Genomic DNA, 18,809 nt, shown 5'->3' on the forward strand with positions numbered 1-18,809 from the left:
ACGACATGAGTGCAGTGATCAAAGATAGCGCCCAGCAAAACGACCAGCCGCTGGTCAGCCTGCGCAACCTGAACAAGTACTACGGCGACTTCGCCGCCGTGGACAACATCTCGCTGGACATCAAGGACGGTGAGTTCCTGACCTTCCTCGGCTCCAGCGGCTCCGGCAAAAGCACCACCCTGTCGATGCTCGCCGGCTTCGAAACCCCAAGCAGCGGCGAGATCCTGGTCAATGGCCAGTCGCTGGTCAACGTGCCACCGCACAAGCGCGACATCGGCATGGTGTTCCAGCGCTATTCGCTGTTCCCGCATCTGTCGGTGCGCGACAACATCGCCTTCCCGCTGACGATTCGCAAACTGGCCGCGGCCGAACGTGAACGCCGGGTCGATGCGATGCTCAAGCTGGTACAGCTGGAGCAATTCGCCCACCGCCGGCCTTCGCAACTGTCCGGCGGCCAGCAGCAACGGGTCGCCATCGCACGGGCACTGGTCTATGAGCCACGCATCCTGCTGATGGACGAACCGCTCGGCGCACTGGACAAAAAACTGCGCGAGGACTTGCAGGATGAACTGCGCCAGCTGCATCGGCGCCTGGGCATCACCATCGTCTACGTGACCCACGACCAGGAAGAAGCCATGCGTTTGTCCCAGCGCATCGCGATCTTCAGCCACGGCAAGATCGTTGGCCTGGGCAGCGGCTACGACCTGTACCAGAACCCGCCGAATGCCTTCGTCGCCTCGTTCCTCGGCAACTCGAACTTCCTCAAGCTCAAGGCCCAGGGCAATGCGGCGGCTTCGTTTGAAGGGCAGTCACTGTCGATCCGCCTGACCGCCGGGCTGCAAACCAACCAGGATGTACTGCTGATGGTGCGTCCGGAAAAGGCGTTAGCCTTGAGTGTTGAGCAAGCGGCCCAAGAGCCACTGGCCGCCGGCTGGAATGAAGTCTCGGCCAAGGTCGTGGAAGTGCTGTTCCTGGGCGAGAGCCAGACCTGCAGCGTGGTGACCTCGGGCGGCACGTCGATGACGGTCAAGGCGCTGTCTGCCGCCGGCATGCCCATGAAGGCGGGGGATCCGGTGCGTGTGCGCTGGGCGACGGCGGATGCTTGCGTTTATACGGAGTGGGCTGAGAGCGATTTGAACAAGGCGGCTGGGGCCCATTGATTTTTTGAGCTCCATGCCAGTGGAGCGGTAGATATTTGTCACCCTCGGGTCACCGCAACGTCGGGTTGTGGTGGCCTTTTTTTTGCTTTTTGATTGGGGACATATCCGTTGTTTCGATGACGGCCACTTATGGTTTCGCTCTTACAGCGAGTCACTTGGAAAAGCCCCAAGTAACCAAGGGCTCTTGCCCCTGGCGTTCGGTGCCTCGCTGTGGCTCGGCATGCCCTCTCTCCAGTCCAGCTCCGTGGGCCTCCACTCGGCCTCTCGATGGGGCAAGAAAATCAAAAGCAAAAGCGAGGCGGCCTGACAGCCGACCTGATTGCAGGCTTGTCCCCGATTCCATTGTAGGAGCGAGCCTGCTCGCGATAAACGTCCAGACAACGCGATCATCCAGACAGCACGCGTTATCGTTAACATCCATCGCGAGCAGGCTCGCTCCCACTGGAGATCAGGTACAGCCGTAAAAGTCAGGTCGGCTGTCAGGCCGCCTCGCTTGCTTTTGATCGTGGGGTACCGCTAAACCACGATGGCCGAACGCAGGCATTGCGCAGTGGCGGGGCAAAGCCTTTTGGTTCCTTTACTGCGTTTGAAAAAGGGACTCGCTGTAAGAGCGAAACCGCCAGCGACCATTACCGCAGCAACGGATATGCACACAGCCAAAAACAAAAATGCCCGGCAAAAAGCCGGGCATTCCAGACAAACATCGCCAATCAACAATCAGTCAGTAAAACCAAACCGCGCCACCCCGCTCAACCGGGCCTGCCCACGGGTCGCCAGGCAGTAATACAGCGGACACGTCACCACCAACCCCACCAGCCACGACAGATCCGCGCCCTCAACCAGATTGGCATAAGGCCCGACGTACAGCGACGTATTGGCGAACGGCAATTGCACAATGATCCCGATGAAATACGCCACGATCGCATGCAGATTGAACCGTCCATAGATCCCGCCATCCGCACGGAAGATCGAGGCAATGTCGTAGCACCCACGCTTGATCACATAGAAATCGATCAGGTTGATCGATGCCCACGGCACCAGTACCAACAGCAGCGCCAGAATCAGCCCGATGAACTGCGAGATGAAGTCCGCCGAAGCGCCCAGCGCCACCACACAGCAGCCGGTCAGTACCACGCTCGACAACACCACGCGCACCTTGATGCTCGGCGTCCACTGACTGGCAAACGTCTGGATCGAGGTGATGATCGACAGCACCGCACCGTACAGATTCAAGGCGTTGTGACTGATGATGTTGAGCAGGAACAGCACCATCAGGATCGGCCCCAGCCAACCGGTGGATTGCTTGACCGCAGCCATCGCTTCAGTGCCTTCCGGGGTTGCCAGGACCGCCACCGCGCCGAAAGTGAACGAGAGGATCGTGCCCAGGGTCGCGCCCAGGTAGGTGGCGAAGAACGGACGCGTGATGCCGATATCCGCCGGCAGGTAGCGCGAGTAGTCCGACACATAAGGCGAAAAGCTGATCTGCCAGATGATTCCCAGGGACACGGTGGCCAACCAGCCGGACAGGTTGAAACCGCCACGGGTGAAGAAGTCCACCGGCAAGTCATGGGCGAAGATGTAGAGGAAACCGGCGAGCAGCGCGCTGCCCATCACCCAGGTGCCGATGCGGTTGAGGGTATGGATGAAGCGGTAACCGATCACCCCGATGGCGGTAGCGCTGAGGGCGCCGATCAGGATGCTGGCGGGCACCGGGACCGAAGCCACGATGCCGACGATCGACTTGCCGGCCAACACGATGTTGGAAATGAAGAAACCGACGTAGATCAGGGCAGCAAAGAACACGATCAGCAGCGCGCCATAGCGGCCGAACTGACCCCGGCTCTGGACCATTTGCGGGATGCCCATGCGCGGGCCCTGGGCCGACGCCAGGGCAATCACCAGTCCACCGACCATGTGCCCCAATGCAATCGCCAGCAGCCCCCAGAACAAATTGAGATGGAACACTTGAACCACCATGGCACCGGTGACGATGGGCAGTGGTGCAATGTTGGTGCTGAACCATAGGGTGAAAAGATCGCGGGCCTTCCCGTGGCGCTCTGCGAGTGGAACGTAGTCGACCGTGTGATTCTCGATCAACGGGTCTTGCCGGGACATCTGGGACATATGCATGAACTCGAGTTTGTCTGTTCTTATCTTTGTATGAAGCCAAACCGGGGGGACTCTCTGGCCGCCCCTCAGATGAACACCATATTATGGTATTCCAAACTTTTCACAAGGCTGATTCGGTCTTTGCAAGCCCATCTGATCTGCAATCCTGCCGCAAAACCCCGCCCTCAGCCTGGCTGAAAGCCCTGTATTTATTGCCCTCAAGACCAGAGGTGTACGTTTATCGGTCAGTAGAAAAAGCCCTTGCAAACGATGTATTACGGTATACCATCAGACCTACAAACTCATAAAAACCACGCACCACACCCGAGGACAGTCCAATGATCGATGCCGCCATCTACAAACAAGTCATGGGCTCGTTCCCGTCCGGCGTAACCGTGATCACCACGCTCGATGACGACGGGCAAATCGTCGGCCTGACGGCCAGTGCGTTCAGCTCGCTGTCCATGGACCCGGCCCTGGTGCTGTTCTGCCCCAACTACAGCTCCGACTCCTACCCGGTTCTGATCAAGAACAAACGCTTTGCCATTCATGTGCTTTCCGGCGGGCAGCAGAGCGAAGCCTATGCCTTCGCACGCAAGGGCAAAGACAAGGCACAAGGCATCGAGTGGACATTGAGCGAGCTGGGCAATCCGATCCTGGCCAACGCCACGGCGGTCATCGAATGCGAACTGTGGCGCGAATATGAAGGGGGCGACCACGCGATCATGGTCGGCGCCGTGAAGAACCTGATCGTGCCCCGGCAGAATACCGGCCCCCTGGTGTATTGCCACGGCAAGATGGGCGCCCTGCCCGTTCTCGCCTGACTTCAAACAATTCTGCTATCGCACAATTCATGTGGGAGCGGGCTTGCCCGCGATGGACGTCAACGATAACGCCGACCGTCTGAATACCCGTGTTGCCTGCACGTTTTTCGCGAGCAGGCTCGCTCCTACAGTCTTGGGTTCCACGCAAATCCTTGTGGGAGCGGGCCTGCCCGCGATGGACGTCAACGATAACGCCGGCTGTCTGATTGCCCGTGTTGTCCGCGCGTTTTTCGCGAGCAGGCTCGCTCCTACAGGTTTGGGTTCCACGCAAATCCCTGTGGGAGCGGGCTTGCCCGCGATGGGCGTCAACGATAACGCCGACCGGCTGAATGCCCGTGTTGCCCGCGCGCTTTTTCGCGAGCAGGCTCGCTCCTACAGTCTTGGGTTCCACGCAAATCCTTGTGGGAGCGGGCCTGCCCGCGATGGACGTCAACGGTAACGCCGGCTGTCTGATTGCCCGTGTTGTCCGTGCGTTTTTCGCGAGCAGGCTCGCTCCTACAGTTTTGGGGTCCACGCAAATCCTTGTGGGAGCGGGCCCCCGATGGGCGTCAACGAAAACGCCGGCTGTCTGAATGCCCGTGTTGTCCGCGCCGGAATACATAACCGCCCTCCTGTGTGCCCAGGGACAGATAGGCATAAGCCGAGTGACTCTTGGTATGTGACCGCCTGAGAGAAATATTTTGCGGATATTCCGTATTATGGTATACCAATAATCAATCAGCCGAACAGCCGTACTCAGGAACGCGCTTTACACTGGCGAGAACACCGGGGAGCCCTGCGCTCATTCCAGGCAACAGGCCCGCAGTCGACAGGCCGACAACAAAAGATCCGAGGTAAGCGTCATGAAATTTTCCCTGTTCGTACACATGGAACGTTGGGACGAAAGCATCAGCCATCGCCAGCTGTTCGAAGATTTGACCGAGCTGACCCTGATGGCCGAGGCCGGTGGTTTCAGCACCGTCTGGATCGGTGAACACCACGCCATGGAATACACCATCTCGCCGAGCCCGATGCCGCTGCTGGCCTACCTGGCTGCCAAGACCACCACCATCCACCTCGGCGCCGGCACCATCATCGCGCCGTTCTGGCACCCCATCCGGGTCGCCGGCGAATGTGCGTTGCTGGACGTGATCAGCAACGGGCGCATGGAAGTGGGCCTGGCCCGTGGCGCTTACCAGGTTGAATTCGACCGCATGGCCGGCGGCATGCCAGCCTCAAGCGGCGGCCAGGCACTGCGGGAAATGGTTCCGGTGGTCCGCGCGCTGTGGCAAGGCGACTACGCCCATGACGGCGACATCTGGAAATTCCCGACCTCCACCAGCGTGCCCAAGCCGGTTCAGAAACCGAACCCGCCGATGTGGATCGCCGCCCGTGACCCGGACTCGCACAATTTCGCCGTGGCCAATGGCTGCAACGTCATGGTGACGCCGCTGATGAAAGGCGACGAAGAAGTACTGGACCTGAAGAACAAGTTCCAGACCGCACTGGACAACAACCCGGACGTGCCGCGCCCGCAACTGATGGTGCTGCGTCACACCCATGTTCACGCAGTCGATGATCCCGAAGGCTGGAAGGTCGGGGCCAAGGCGATCGCCAAGTTCTATCGCACCTTCGATGCCTGGTTCGGCAACAAGGAAACCCCGGTCAACGGCTTCCTGGCGCCAAGCCCGGAAGAGAAATTCGCCGGCCGTCCGGAGTTCGAACTGGACAGCCTGCACAAGACCGCCATGATCGGTACCCCGGAAGAGATCATTCCGCGCATCAAGTACTATCAGGAACTGGGCGTCGACGAGTTCAGCTTCTGGTGCGACAACAGCTTGCCGCACGCCGAGAAGAAGAAGTCCCTGGAGCTGTTTATCAAACACGTGGTCCCGGCGTTCCGCTGAGTCCTCTGAGTTGCTTTATGTAGGAGCGAGCTTGCTCGCGATGGATGTCAGCGATAACGCGTGCATTCTGAATCAACGCGGTGCCTTTAAGTTTCTCGCGAGCAGGCTCGCTCCTACAGGGTTGATTCCCATGTTCAATGGTCGTCTCCAATCACTCGCCCTTCCCTCCGGCGCCGCGCGGGCTTACTTGCGCGGTGAATGGACCGCTTCGCACCTGCATTTCAAGCGTCTGCGCGCCAGTGTTTCGGCCAAGCAGAACGGCTTCTGGCAAATAGTTCACTGAGCACTCCCGAACAGGAATCCACGTACCTCGGCGTCAGGCGATAGCCTCGCGTTTGCGGTGCATTGTGCTTCGGCCCGATGTTTATCGGGCTGGCTGGACGCAACAGTGTCCGGCCCATGATCAGGTTTGCTCCATAAACAATAAAAACGCACTGTTGATCATCGACCTGCAACAGGAGGACGGTTTCGTCCTCGAACACTTCGATTCGGTGCTGGCCAACACCGCCACACTGCTCGAAAGCGCCCGCCAGCAGCGGGTCCCCGTTATCTATACCCGCCATATCAACCAGGCCGACGGCAGTGATCTGCCACCGGGCGAACCCCGCGCCGCCGATGGCGGCCCGAGCGGCTATCGCGCCGGCACGCGGCAAGTGGAGATCATCCAAAGCCTTGCCCCGCAGCCCGATGAAGCCGTCGTCGATAAAGGCCGCTACAGCGCTTTCCACCGTACCGACCTCGATGCCCGGCTCAAGGCACTGGACGTCGACACGCTGATCATCGGCGGCGTACTGACCGATGTCTGCGTGTTGACCACAGTGTTCGATGCCTTTGCCCTCGGCTACCACATTCGCCTGGTCAGCGATGCGTGCACCACGACCACCCAGGCCGGGCACTATTCGGCGCTGTTGATCATGGCCAACTGGGTCTACTCCCTGGAAATCCTCACCACCGGCGAATGCCGCCGCGCCCTGGAAAACCGTGACTACGTGAGCCTGAGTCCCGAACACCCGGACCTGTTCGCCCACCAGCCCCACGAACTGCAAAACACCATCGCCCGCCTGCAAACCCACCTCGTCCGGACTCAGGAGTGATCGCCATGCAAGTTGAAAAAAGAAGCATCGATTTCATCCCCGAAGCCGAACGTCATGGCCGGCCGGGTTCGCTGTTTTTCATCTGGTTCGGCGCCAACATGAACATCACCACCATCGCCTCCGGCGTACTGCCGGTGGTGATGGGGCTCAACCTGTTCTGGAGCGCCCTGGCGATCATCATCGGTTCGCTGATCGGGGCGATATTCATGGCCTCCCACTCCGCCCAGGGACCGAAACTGGGCATCCCGCAGATGATCCAGAGCCGGGCCCAGTTCGGCGTGCTCGGGGCGGTGTTGCCGCTGCTGTTCGTGATGCTGATCTACCTCGGATTCTTCGTCAGCAACACCCTGCTCGCCGCCCAGGCGCTGGAGTCGGTCAGCCCGTTGCCCGCCAACGGCAACATCTACCTGATCGGCGCCTTGTGCTTCGTCGTCGCGCTCTACGGCTATCGCTTGATTCACCGCTTGCAGAAGCTGTTGTCGATCCTTTCGCTGCTGGTGTTCGTCGTCGCCACGCTGTTCGCCCTGCAACTGTCGATTCCGCCCGAGCAATGGCTGCCGACCGGGTTCTCGCTGTCGAAATTTTTGGTGGCCGTGAGCATTGCCGTCACCTGGCAACTGTCCTATGCGCCTTATGTCGCCGACTATTCGCGCTACCTGCCCAGCCAAACGCCGACCGCCAAGGTGTTCTGGTACAGCTACGCCGGCACGGTCAGTGGCGGTGCGTGGATGATGATTCTCGGGGCGATCCTGAGCGTCGGCATCGGCGACTTCTCCAGCAACGTCGGCGGCCATGTCGCTGGCCTGTTCGGCAGCGGCGCCCTGCTGCTGTTCGCCTTCATCGTCTATGGCCAGGTGTCGATCAACGTCTTCAACCTGTATGGCGCCTTCATGTCGACCATCACCGTGATCGAACCCTTCGCCCGCCTGAAAGTGACACCCCGGGTGCGCGGCCTGTTCATGCTGGTGATCAGCCTGGTGGCCACGGCCCTGTGCACCATCAGTCAGGACGACTTCATCACCTTTTTCCTCAACTTCATTTTCTTCATGAGCTACTTCCTGATCCCGTGGACGGCGATCAATCTGGTGGACTACTACTGCCTGCGCAAAGGTCAGTACCGGATCGATGACATTTTCGACGTGAACGGGATCTATGGCCGGGTCAACGGGATCGCCTGCGGCAGTTTTGTGCTGGCGATTGCGTTGGAGATTCCGTTCATGAACACCACGCTCTACGTCGGCCCGGTCGCCACGGCGCTCGACGGCGTCGACCTGGCCTGGCTGGTGGGGTTGCTGGTGCCGGCCTTGAGCTACTTCTGGCTGATGAAACTGGGCAAGCGCGCGCCGGTACTGAAGCAAGCGTCGTAATCATTAATCTGCGGCGAGGGAGCTTGCTTCCTCGCCACAAGTCAGTGTTCGACCTTGAGTGGACTGCATTGCAGTCCCGGACAGCGATTAATGAGCTATACCCCTTAATCACCCATTGCGGTTCTTCTGTGCAGGAGGTTGGCAATGAAATTCAGAAACTCACTTGCCGCGCTCATGGTCATGACCAGTCTGTTCGGCTGCGCCACTTCATCAAACCAGAGCGTGTCCGTTACGTTGGTTGCCACCCGGCAAAACACTGGTCAGATCGGCAATGTCGCCTTGTCCGACTGGGGCAAACAGACCGGCCTCAGCTTCTTCATCAGTGGTGTTCCAACCGGAGCGGTGTTGCCCTTGCGCCTCTATTCGTTCATCAACAAGGGCAGTTGCGCAAAACCCGGGCCCGTCGCCTACGCCATGAACGACAAGGTCAATACCGAACGCCAGGCCGTACGCGGCTGGGCGTTCAGCCGAAGCGCCCCCGTCGAATTGTCCGTGCTGCTGGCCGGTGAGTATTCCATTGTCGTGCGTACTGCGGCGACCGACGGCAATGTCGATATTTTCTGTGGCGACATCAAGCAAGGCGTTGCGCAGAAGTAGCTCAAGGCCTGCACCCGCAACCCGACTGGCGAGGCGACGCCGGCAGCGGCGCGAACGCTCCCCTGAACGCTCACCTGGCGGCCCTTCAGCAGAACCTGCTGGCGGGCCTTTCTTCATTGGAAGGCGCTATCACTCACAAAAGCTGCAGCTGGATCAGGTCGTCGTTCAGTCTGGCCACAATCCGGTCATAACCGGCCAGGGTCGCGTGCGCCGTCTGAATCGGCTGATCATGGGTGGCCGTGACGATCAGCAAATCCGCTCCCGCCGCTTCGGCCGCGAGAATGCCAACGGTGGCGTCTTCGAACACCAGGCACTCGGTGATCTCGACACCCAGTCGCCGGGCCGCCAATCGATAACCGGCCGGATCAGGTTTGCCGGCGCTGACGTCTTCGGCCGTGACCATCACCTGCGGCTCGGGAATCCCGGCGGCGGCCATGCGGCGCAACGCCAACGCTCTGGGGGCCGAGGTGACGATGGCCCATCGATGGGCCGGCAATGACTTGAGAAACCCCGCCGCACCCACCACCTCAGCCACCCCGTCGACATCCTCGAGTTCCGCCTGGGTGATCCATGCCGCTTCGGCTTCGGCATCGACGCCGGGTAACGCCAGACGGCTGATCGTGTCGATGGCACGGGCACCGTGGATGGTCGGCAGGAAGGTCTCGACATCGACGCCGTGACGCATGGCCCAGGTCGCCCAGACGCGCTCGGCGGCCGCAATGGACGTCAGTACGGTGCCGTCCATATCGAACAGGAAGGCGCGGTACGGGTTATGGAAAACGGAGGTTTGAGCGGACAAGGCGGACCTTCCTGTCTAATGGATCTGGCGGGTGTGACGGCCAATGTACAGGATCAATGCGGCGGAGGATCAGCCTGCAATGCGTTTTGTACGCAGTCGAGCAACTGCCCGAGGGCCCAGGGTTTCTTGATGAACGAAACCGCATGCCGCACGCCTGAACTTTCGGGGGTTTCATAGCCGGACATGATCATGATCGGCTTGTCCGGCCAGCGATCACCGAACAGGTTGGCCAGGTCCGCACCATTGAGCTTGCCCGGCATGGTGATGTCGGTCAGCAGCATCCGCACCTCCTGCGCATGCTGCTCCAGATACTGCGCTGCAGCGTCCGCACTGGTCTGCGGCTGCACCACAAAACCTTCGTCCTGCAGGATTTCACAGAGAAACTCCAGAATCAGCGGGTCATCCTCAACCACCAGGATCAACCCGCCGGGAAGGTGTGCGCCCGCCGTCGGTACTTGACTCATGACCGTGCCGCTCCCTGATTGCTTCAATGAATTCGCGGGCTCAACGCCGCTGCCTACAGGTAGGAGCAGCGGAGTGGGCGGAAATTCATTTTTGATACAAGCAAAGGGGAAAACCAGGCAATGACATGGGCATGACTTCAAGTCATAGGGTGATAAACCTGTAGGAGCGAGCAGGCTCCGGGCGGCGTTCCGACGATGGACTTGAGAACACCGCGGGGTATCAGACTCCCCGCGTTTTCGTTGACGTCCATCGCGAGCTGGCTCGCTCCTACAGGGATTACAGCTGTACGGGCTTACTGGGACATGGCGTCCTTTTTCATCGCGTCCTTGGACATGGCGTCTTTCTTCATCGCATCTTTGGACATGGCATCTTTTTTCATCGTGTCCTTGGACATGGCGTCCTTGGACATCGAATCCTTGGTCATCGCGTCTTTTTTCATCGCATCCTTGGACATGGCGTCCTTGGACATCGAGTCTTTGCTCATGCTGTCATTGCTCATCGTATCGGCGGCAAACACGCTGGCGGCGCCGACGGCCAGGCACATGGACAGAACAACGGTGGTCAGCTTCTTCATGATGAAACTCCTTGATGCGTGGGGTGTGTACAAAGGAAAAGGCCGGGCGCCCGTCAGCTGCCACCGAACCAGTTGTAGCCCTGGTCTTCCCAGTAGCCACCGCTGTAGGTGTTGCTGACGAAAATCGCCTGGATGTGTTTCGGGTTCTTGTAGCCGAGCTTGGTGGGCATGCGCAGCTTCATCGGGAAGCCGTACTCGCGTGGCAACACCGCGCCGTCGTAGGTCAGCGTCAGCAGGGTTTGCGCATGCAGCGCCGTGGCCATGTCGATGCTGGTGTAGTAGTCGTCGGCGCATTTGAAGCCGACGTATTTGGCATCGGTGTCGGCGCCCACGCGCTTGAGGAAATCGCTGAAACGCACACCCCCCCAGCGGCCGATCGCGCTCCAGCCTTCGACGCATATGTGCCGGGTGATCTGGTCGGTCTGCGCCATCGCACGCAGCTCTTCGAGGCGCCAGCTGCGCTTGTCGGCGACCAGGCCAGTCACTTCCAGGCGATAACTCTCCTCGTCCACCGTCGGTGCCTCGTCGATGCCGTAGAAGGCGTTGAAAGGAAACGGTCGGGTGATCATCGATTCCGGATAGGTCGGCGCCATGGCGTTGGGGTTGAACAGCCAGCCCTGCACCCGATCGTTGAAGCGCGACATCGACGACAACGCGGTGTCGACGCTTTCGTTGTCGGTGAGGTTGCAGCCGGACAACATGGCCACGCCACCGAGGGTCAGGCCGCGCAGCAGGAACGAACGGCGCGAGCGGTCTTCGATCTGCGGGGCGAGGATTTTCCGGGCGTCGGTCAGGATGGACGACTCATCCAGTCCCGATCCTTGAATGCGCTTTTTCATACGTGCTCCTTACGGCCAACGATCATGGCCACCAGCGTTTTTGGCACCAGTGCGACCATCACCAGATGCACCGCCACGAACGCGACCAACAGCGCCATGGCGAAGAAGTGCACACGTCGTGCGCCTTCGTAGCCCCACAACAGTTCACGCAACAGCGGGAACTGCACGGACTTCCACAGCACCAGCCCGGAGAGCACCAGCAGCGTGATGTCGACCATTACGAACAGGTAGGCCACGCGCTGCACCTGGTTGTAATGGCTGAGGTCGGCGTGACCGAGTTTGCCCCGCAACGCGGCCCACAGGTCATGCATCACGCCTTTGGGCGAGACCGGGAAAAACCGTCGTTTCAGGCGCCCGCTGAACAGGTTGAACGCCAGATAGACAAGACCGTTGATCGCCAGGAACCACATGGCCGCGAAGTGCCATTGCAGCGCACCACCGAGCCAGCCGCCGAGGGTGATCGACTTGGGAAAGCTGAAATCGAAGATCGGCGAGGCGTTGTAGATGCGCCAACCGCTGGTGACCATGACCAGCACCGCCAGGGCGTTGAGCCAGTGGGTCAGCCTTAGCCATCGTGGATGGCTGGCTCTGGGTGAGGCAGGTAGCGGCGACATGACGGGCTCCCGGCTGTTGTTGTTCGTTGGGGCCGAGTATGGGAGGCACAAGGTCGCCAAATCCTCACGTAAAGTTAAATAAATCGTGATAACTGCCCACCCGATCCTACAGGGGATGGGTGATCCGGACGGGCCGCAACTATGGTTAAATGCCGCCCCCTTCAAATGACCGACCCGACCCGATGAACCCTGAAGCCCTCGCCACCCTCCGCGAACATTTGCTGACCGCCCTGGCGGCCGCCCCCGCCGAAACCCGCCGCCTGTTCCATGGCCGTGGCCGCTGCTGGCCGGGGCTGGAGCAATTGACCGTGGACTGGTTGCAAGGCGTGGTGCTGGTGGCGTTGTTCAAGGAGCCGGAAGCGGCGCAGCTGGAGGCGTTGAAACAGCTACTGCTGGAACTCACGCAGTCAGGTGCCTGGGCGCAATCCGGCGCGCACACCCTGCTGCTGCAACATCGCTACCTGCTGCAAAGCACCACCGAATGGTTGCTCGGGGAAGAAATCGACGAGCTGACGATTGTCGAGGGCGGTCTGAAGTACCGGGTGGACCTGGGGCGCAAACAGAACACCGGCCTGTTCTTGGACATGCGCTACGGCCGCGACTGGGTAAGGGCCAACGCCGAGGGCAAACGGGTGCTGAACCTGTTCGCCTACACCTGCGGCTTCTCTGTCGCCGCCATCGAGGGCGGCGCGACCCACGTGGTCAACCTCGACATGTCCAGCCCGGCCCTGAGCCGTGGTCGCGACAATCATCGGCTCAACGGCCATGAACTGGGCAAGGTGACGTTTCTCGGCCACGACCTGTTCAAGTCCTGGGGCAAAGTCATCGGCAAAGGCCCGTACGACCTGGTGATCATCGACCCGCCGTCGTTCCAGAAAGGCAGCTTCCTGCTGACCAAGGACTACCAGCGCGTGTTGCGCCGCCTGCCGGAATTGCTCGCTGAAAACGGCACTGTCTTGGCGTGTATGAACGACCCGGCCTTCGGTGCCGACTTCCTGATCGACGGCGTCACCCGCGAAGCGCCGAGCCTGCAATTCATAGAGCGGCTGGAGAACCCGCCGGAGTTTCCGGATGCCGACATCGAATGCGGGTTGAAGGCGCTGGTGTTCAAACTGAAGAGCTGAAAACACCTTCGCCGGCAAGCCGGCTCCTGCAAAAGCGAAAGCGTCAGCGCGGCCGCAACACCAGCGCGAACAGCTCGCCATGCCCGTTCACGTTGAGCTTGTGATAGAGGTTGCGCCGATGCACTTTCACCGTCTCCGGCGAGATGCCCATTTGCTGGGCGATGGCCTTGCTGGAGAAGCCCTGGAGAATCAGGCGCGCGGTTTCGATTTCCCGTGCCGACAAGCGTGCGTCGAAGCGGTCCAGCAAGGTCGCCAGATCACCGGCCACCGCCTCGGCGGCCGGCCCTTGCAGCGGCAGCAGTTGCGTATGTCGACGCATCGCGGCCAGCACCCAATCGCGCACGCACAGCAGGCGCCCCTGCTCTTCGAGGCTGAAGCGTGTCGAACGCCCCAGTGACAAGCCGAGCACGGCGCCGTCAACGTTGAGCATGAACTGCAATTCGTCGCCGCCAACCACCGTGCAGAAGTAAGTCAGGTAGTACTCGCTCTGCTGGAACTGGTCGGGCGCCACCGAGTCGAGGCTGTGCAAGCCATCGGCGATGCCCGCGCACACCGCCAGGTAAAACGGATCGAGCAGGTACATGCCGGCGCGGTAATCCGCCAGTTCTTCATGCTCGTCGGCACCGCCCCGCGAGTCGAAATCGATCAGCAGGCTGGGCACCCTTCCCGCCTGCATCACCGCGACCAGCGCGTTGTCCAGCGGCACCAGCAAACGCAGGGTGTCGACCAGCGCCCGCCAGAATCCTTGCTGGCCCACGGTGCCAAATACCCGCGCCAGTCCCTGGTGCAGCGGTAACTCTTTCAACAACGCGTCCACGCACTACCCCTTTCGAGTAACCCATGATGGGAATGGGTAACGGCCACCCCGGTCGATACGCTGCAGACTCCTGATTATCACCGGCCTGCAGCAGGCCAGGAGTGCCGCATCATGAGTGGTCAACGCTCGTATTTCAATCTGGGGCTTGGCGCCTGTCTGGCGATCTCGTTGTCGGCGGTCGCCGCCGATGGCGAGACCGTGCACGTGTACAACTGGTACGACTACATCGGCCCGAACACCCTGCATGATTTCAAGCGTGACACCGGTATCCAGCCGGTCTACGACACCTTCGACAGCGCCGAAGTCCTGGAAGGAAAACTGCTGACCAGCCGCAGCGGCTACGACGTGGTGGTGGCCAGTAACTTCAGCCTGCCGACCCTGATCAAGGCCGGCGCCCTCGCCCCGCTGCCTCACGCCCGGATGCCGGATTTCACCAACATGGACGCGGATCTGATGGCGAAACTGGCCCACAACGATCCGGGCAACCAGTACGCCATGCCGTACCTGTGGGGCACCAACGGCATCGGCTACAACGTCGACAAGGTCCGCGCTGTCCTGGGTGACAAGGCGCCGGTGGATTCCTGGGACCTGGTGTTCAAGGAAGAGAACCTGGCCAAGCTCGGCCAGTGCGGCGTGGCGATGCTCGATTCGCCCTCGGAAATGCTGCCGGTCGCCCTGCACTACCTGGGCCTGCCGCCCAACAGCACCAACCCCGAGGACTACAAGAAGGCCGAAGCGCTGCTGCTCAAGCTGCGTCCGCACATCGCCTACTTCAATTCGTCGAAATTCATCAGCGATCTGTCCAACGGCAACATTTGCGTCGCGGTGGGCTGGTCCGGCGCGATGCTGGAAGCCAAGGCCACCGCCGAGCAGGCCGGCAATGGCGTGAAGATCGCCTACAGCCTGCCCAAGGAAGGTGCGCCGGTGTGGTTCGACACCCTGGTGTTGCTCAAGGATGCCCCGCATCCGCAACAAGGGCTGGCCTTCATCGACTACCTGATGCGTGCCGACGTCATTGCCCCGGTCAGCAATCACCTCAACTACCCCAACGGCAACCGCAACGCGACGGCCCTGGTGGCCGAGGCGACCCGCAACGACCCTGCGGTCTACCCGTCGGCCGAGGCCCTGGCCACCCTGTTCACCCTGCAACCCTTGCCGCCGGCCACCGAACGGGTGCGGACGCGGATCTGGAGCAAGGTCAAGAACGGCCAGTAACCAATCACTAATCCTGTGGGAGCGAGCCTGCTCGCGAAGGCGTCGGGTCAGACGACATCACCTTGCCTGATACACCGCATTCGCGAGCAGGCTCGCTCCCACAAGTGGATCACCGCTGTTAGTCAGACATTTTTACCCCCACGGATTCGAAGATGAGTAAACCGATGAAACCACGTGCCCGCGACCTCAATATCCAGTTTGGCCAACTGCAACCCGGCCCGCTCAATGCCATCACCGACGTCCCCGGTGTGCGCGTCGGCCACAGCAATGTGCGCGGCCGCAGTGCCAAGGGTCGTGACATCCTCACCGGTGTCACCGTGATCGAACCGCGTGCCGGTTCTACCAGCCTGCAACCGTGCTTTGCCGGCGTCCATGTGCTCAATGGCAATGGCGACGCGACCGGTCTGGAATGGATACGCGAAGCGGGTCTGCTGACCAGTCCGATCGCCTTCACCAACACCCATAGCCTGGGCGTGGTGCGTGATGCGCTGATCGTGCTGGACCGCGAGCAGCAACCGGACGACGGCCGGCTCTACTGGAACATGCCGGTGGTGCTGGAGACCTTCGACGGTCTGCTCAATGACATCAACGGCTTCCATGTGCAGGTCGAGCACGTGGCCCAGGCCCTGCGCACCGCAGAAAGCGGCCCGGTGGCCGAGGGCAATGTCGGTGGTGGCAGCGGCATGATTTGCCATGAATTCAAGGGCGGTATCGGCACCGCTTCGCGACGGCTGAACAGTGCTCAGGGCGGCTGGACGGTCGGCGCCATCGTTCAGGCCAACCACGGCATTCGCGGGGAGTTGCGCGTCGATGGCTACCCGGTCGGGCGCTACATGGAACAGGTGGATTCGCCGTTCCTCAAGGCGTCGCTGCCGCACCCGGGCATGGGGTCGATCGTGGTGTGCCTGGCCACCGATGCACCGTTGCTGCCGCACCAATGCACACGCCTGGCCCAGCGTGCCAGCCTCGGCCTGGCTCGCACCGGCGGTGGCAACGAAGACCACAGCGGTGACATCTTCATCGCCTTTTCCACCGGCAACCCGCACGTGCCGCCCGCCGCCTACGAGAGCAAACGCGCGCCCACCACGGGCAACCTGAGCATGGTCAACAACGATCACATCAGCGAATTGTTCCTGGCGGCCACCGAAGCGGTGGAAGAAGCCATCATCAACGCCCTGCTGGCCGCCGACAGCGCCGAAGGCAATGGGCATGCCGTACCGGGACTGGATGCCCGGACGCTGCTCGACGCTTTGCAGCAGGCCGGTTGGCCGGGCGCCCGGCAGGGTAAAAGCTGACAATTATGGGGGTGACTCGACTAGCGGTACTTGAGGTCGAACCCCCAACTTTCTACGATGATTCTGCGCAGCCGCTTGCTTGCCCAAGCCGTTGCGCAGGTGGTGAGTGTACTGAACCCCTATCAAGCTCACCGCCTGCTTCACGCGCATATTGAGCCTCAATGGCTCCACTTCCTCCCCATCAAAGAGCTTTGAGGCTCTTTTTTAACTGCGCGACTTCCAGACCAGAAAAAGCCCGGCAAATGGCCGGCAAATGGCCGGGCTTTGTGCCGTCTGAAATCCGCCCCTTGTGGGAGCGGGCTTGCCCGCGATGGGCGTCAACGATAACGCTGGCTGTCTGAATGCCCGTGTTGTCCGTGCGTTTTTCGCGAGCAGGCTCGCTCCTACAGGTTTGGGTTCCACGCAAATCCTTGTGGGAGCGGGCTTGCCCGCGATGGGCGTCAACGATAACGCTGGCTGTCTGAATGCCCGTGTTGTCTGCGCGCTTTTCGCGAGCAGGCTCGCTCCTACAGTTTTGGGTTCCACGCAAATCCTTGTGGGAGCGGGCCTGCCCGCGATGGGCGTCAACGATAACGCCGGCTGTCTGATTGCCCGTGTTGCCCGCGCGTTTTTCGCGAGCAGGCTCGCTCCTACGGTTTTGGGTTCCACGCAAATCCTTGTGGGAGCGGGCCTGCCCGCGATGGACGTCAACGATAACGCCGACCGTCTGAATACCCGTGTTGCCTGCACGTTTTTCGCGAGCAGGCTCGCTCCTACAGTTTTGGGGTCCACGCAAATCCTTGTGGGAGCGGGCTTGCCCGCGATGGGCGTCAACGATAACGCTGGCTGTCTGAATGCCCGTGTTGTCTGCGCGCTTTTCGCGAGCAGGCTCGCTCCTACAGTTTTGGGTTCCACGCAAATCCCTGTGGGAGCGGGCTTGCCCGCGATGGGCGTCAACGATAACGCTGGCTGTCTGAATGCCCGTGTTGTCTGCGCGCTTTTCGCGAGCAGGCTCGCTCCTACAGGTTTGGGTTCCACGCAAATCCTTGTGGGAGCGGGCTTGCCCGCGATGGACGTCAACGATAACGCCGGCTGTCTGAATGCCCGTGTTGTCTGCGCGCTTTTCGCGAGCAGGCTCGCTCCTACAGTTTTGATCGGGTTGTCAGACCAGGCGCAAGCGTGGGCCAATGGCTGGCACCGCGTCTTCCCCCAAGCGTTCCCGCACAAACTCGTTGGCCTTGCGCGTCAATTGATCCAGATGCCGGTCACGCTGTTTTTCCGCGTCGAGCATGGCGCGCTTGCCATGCTTTTGCAGCAGGTAGGTATGAATCTGCCGCACCTCCAGGGAGCTGTAGATCGACGCCACATCCAGCAACGCCATCAGGCCGTCGCTGCCGTGGTCGCGGGTGTTCATCAGCACCTGGGTAGCGCGCACACCCACGACCTGAAAGCCCATCGCTTCGAAGTACGGCACCTTGGCCACCGCGCAGGTCAGCTCGGCATGGGGATAACGACCGACCATCTCGCGCAGCATCTTGCGCGCAACGCCCTGGCGCCGATGGCCGGCATCCACCGCCATATAAGCCACGCCGCATGCCTCGGGATCATCCTTGACCGGCAAGTACAGCAAAAAGCCGATGACCTTGTCCGGGTCGTCCAGATCGGTGGCGACCAGCAACTCCACATCAATTCCTTTCGCCCCGTTCAACGCCTCCAGATACAGGTGCACCTCATAGCCGATCGCATACTGGTAGACGTTGTACAACAGGTTGCTGGGCGGGATCGCGACCATGCTGATGTCGGTCAGGTTATCGACCACCATCTGCAGGATCTGGCTGTTGATGTGCTCGGGGCACGGGGTTTTGAAGTGGCTGATCTGGGGCATTGCGCGGGCTGACTCCGGGGGCTGGGGTGAAGCGTTGATCGCGGGGCTGCCTATCATAACGTGCCCGGGCGCATTACTGGCCTGCGTTGAACGATCGGCTGGAGGCGTTGCGGTATCGGGGCTGACATGCTCAATCAGCCGCACGCCGCCCCCCGCGTCCATCGCC

Annotated in this window: 18 protein-coding genes; 10 read left to right on the top strand and 8 right to left on the bottom strand. The window is 60.9% G+C overall.

What is annotated here, in order from left to right; genetic code table 11:
* The first annotated feature begins 5 nt into the window (after positions 1 to 5).
* Complete coding sequence (locus tag ACX3YF_RS27405) at positions 6 to 1,160, top strand: ABC transporter ATP-binding protein (protein ID WP_130210449.1); 1,155 nt, start codon at positions 6 to 8, stop codon at positions 1,158 to 1,160.
* A 717-nt stretch (positions 1,161 to 1,877) separates the two neighbouring features.
* Here ACX3YF_RS27405 and ACX3YF_RS27410 read toward each other — a convergent pair.
* Positions 1,878 to 3,284: a purine-cytosine permease family protein gene (locus ACX3YF_RS27410; protein ID WP_458974645.1), complete on the bottom strand. Its 1,407-nt coding sequence runs from the start codon at positions 3,282 to 3,284 to the stop codon at positions 1,878 to 1,880.
* A 323-nt stretch (positions 3,285 to 3,607) separates the two neighbouring features.
* Between ACX3YF_RS27410 and ACX3YF_RS27415 the strand changes: the two genes are divergently transcribed.
* From ACX3YF_RS27415 to ACX3YF_RS27440, 6 genes are all read left to right on the top strand, one after another.
* The gene (locus ACX3YF_RS27415) at positions 3,608 to 4,093 is read left to right on the top strand and encodes a flavin reductase family protein (protein ID WP_448646374.1); all 486 of its coding nucleotides are present in this window, start codon (positions 3,608 to 3,610) and stop codon (positions 4,091 to 4,093) included.
* Between the two features lie 842 nt (positions 4,094 to 4,935).
* Entirely contained in the window at positions 4,936 to 5,979 is a 1,044-nt protein-coding gene (locus ACX3YF_RS27420; RefSeq protein WP_130211446.1) for an LLM class flavin-dependent oxidoreductase, read from the top strand.
* Between the two features lie 130 nt (positions 5,980 to 6,109).
* Positions 6,110 to 6,262 carry a hypothetical protein gene (locus tag ACX3YF_RS27425; RefSeq protein WP_167361809.1) on the top strand — a complete coding sequence of 51 codons (153 nt, stop codon included), beginning with the start codon at positions 6,110 to 6,112 and terminating at the stop codon, positions 6,260 to 6,262.
* Between the two features lie 133 nt (positions 6,263 to 6,395).
* A complete protein-coding gene (locus ACX3YF_RS27430) occupies positions 6,396 to 7,073 on the top strand; it encodes a cysteine hydrolase family protein (RefSeq protein WP_458945509.1) in 678 nt (225 codons plus the stop codon).
* A 5-nt stretch (positions 7,074 to 7,078) separates the two neighbouring features.
* On the top strand, positions 7,079 to 8,440 hold the full coding sequence (locus tag ACX3YF_RS27435) for a purine-cytosine permease family protein (protein ID WP_448646372.1): 1,362 nt from the start codon (positions 7,079 to 7,081) through the stop codon (positions 8,438 to 8,440).
* A gap of 144 nt (positions 8,441 to 8,584) precedes the next feature.
* Positions 8,585 to 9,037 carry a hypothetical protein gene (locus ACX3YF_RS27440; RefSeq protein ID WP_130211450.1) on the top strand — a complete coding sequence of 151 codons (453 nt, stop codon included), beginning with the start codon at positions 8,585 to 8,587 and terminating at the stop codon, positions 9,035 to 9,037.
* A 133-nt stretch (positions 9,038 to 9,170) separates the two neighbouring features.
* Here ACX3YF_RS27440 and ACX3YF_RS27445 read toward each other — a convergent pair whose 3' ends face one another.
* The 5 genes from ACX3YF_RS27445 to ACX3YF_RS27465 form a co-directional block, all read right to left on the bottom strand.
* Positions 9,171 to 9,836, bottom strand: coding sequence for an HAD-IA family hydrolase (locus tag ACX3YF_RS27445; protein ID WP_196585096.1), 666 nt, complete (start codon positions 9,834 to 9,836; stop codon positions 9,171 to 9,173).
* Between the two features lie 53 nt (positions 9,837 to 9,889).
* The gene (locus ACX3YF_RS27450) at positions 9,890 to 10,300 is read right to left on the bottom strand and encodes a response regulator (protein ID WP_448646371.1); all 411 of its coding nucleotides are present in this window, start codon (positions 10,298 to 10,300) and stop codon (positions 9,890 to 9,892) included.
* Positions 10,301 to 10,593: 293 nt separating this feature from the next.
* Positions 10,594 to 10,875 (bottom strand): pentapeptide MXKDX repeat protein, encoded by a 282-nt coding sequence (locus ACX3YF_RS27455; RefSeq protein ID WP_448646370.1) that lies wholly within the window; start codon positions 10,873 to 10,875, stop codon positions 10,594 to 10,596.
* 53 nt (positions 10,876 to 10,928) lie between these two features.
* Complete coding sequence (locus ACX3YF_RS27460; protein ID WP_130211454.1) at positions 10,929 to 11,714, bottom strand: molybdopterin-dependent oxidoreductase; 786 nt, start codon at positions 11,712 to 11,714, stop codon at positions 10,929 to 10,931.
* On the bottom strand, positions 11,711 to 12,328 hold the full coding sequence (locus tag ACX3YF_RS27465; protein ID WP_288099355.1) for a cytochrome b/b6 domain-containing protein: 618 nt from the start codon (positions 12,326 to 12,328) through the stop codon (positions 11,711 to 11,713). Before ACX3YF_RS27465 ends, ACX3YF_RS27460 begins: the two co-directional genes overlap by 4 nt.
* Positions 12,329 to 12,510: 182 nt before the next feature.
* Between ACX3YF_RS27465 and ACX3YF_RS27470 the strand changes: the two genes are divergently transcribed.
* Positions 12,511 to 13,452, top strand: a complete 942-nt coding sequence (locus ACX3YF_RS27470; protein ID WP_458974646.1) for a class I SAM-dependent methyltransferase — start codon at positions 12,511 to 12,513, stop codon at positions 13,450 to 13,452.
* Between the two features lie 43 nt (positions 13,453 to 13,495).
* On the opposite strand, the gene ACX3YF_RS27475 is transcribed toward ACX3YF_RS27470, so the two are convergent.
* Entirely contained in the window at positions 13,496 to 14,269 is a 774-nt protein-coding gene (locus ACX3YF_RS27475) for a helix-turn-helix transcriptional regulator (RefSeq protein WP_458974647.1), read from the bottom strand.
* 111 nt (positions 14,270 to 14,380) lie between these two features.
* Between ACX3YF_RS27475 and ACX3YF_RS27480 the strand changes: the two genes are divergently transcribed.
* Complete coding sequence (locus ACX3YF_RS27480; RefSeq protein WP_458974648.1) at positions 14,381 to 15,484, top strand: extracellular solute-binding protein; 1,104 nt, start codon at positions 14,381 to 14,383, stop codon at positions 15,482 to 15,484.
* Positions 15,485 to 15,648: 164 nt separating this feature from the next.
* On the top strand, positions 15,649 to 16,779 hold the full coding sequence (locus tag ACX3YF_RS27485; protein WP_458974649.1) for a DmpA family aminopeptidase: 1,131 nt from the start codon (positions 15,649 to 15,651) through the stop codon (positions 16,777 to 16,779).
* A gap of 1,141 nt (positions 16,780 to 17,920) precedes the next feature.
* On the opposite strand, the gene ACX3YF_RS27490 is transcribed toward ACX3YF_RS27485, so the two are convergent.
* The gene (locus ACX3YF_RS27490; protein WP_130211461.1) at positions 17,921 to 18,643 is read right to left on the bottom strand and encodes a GNAT family N-acetyltransferase; all 723 of its coding nucleotides are present in this window, start codon (positions 18,641 to 18,643) and stop codon (positions 17,921 to 17,923) included.
* Between the last annotated feature and the right edge of the window lie 166 nt (positions 18,644 to 18,809).

This window comes from Pseudomonas fluorescens group sp. PF-69 (genome assembly GCF_054481235.1).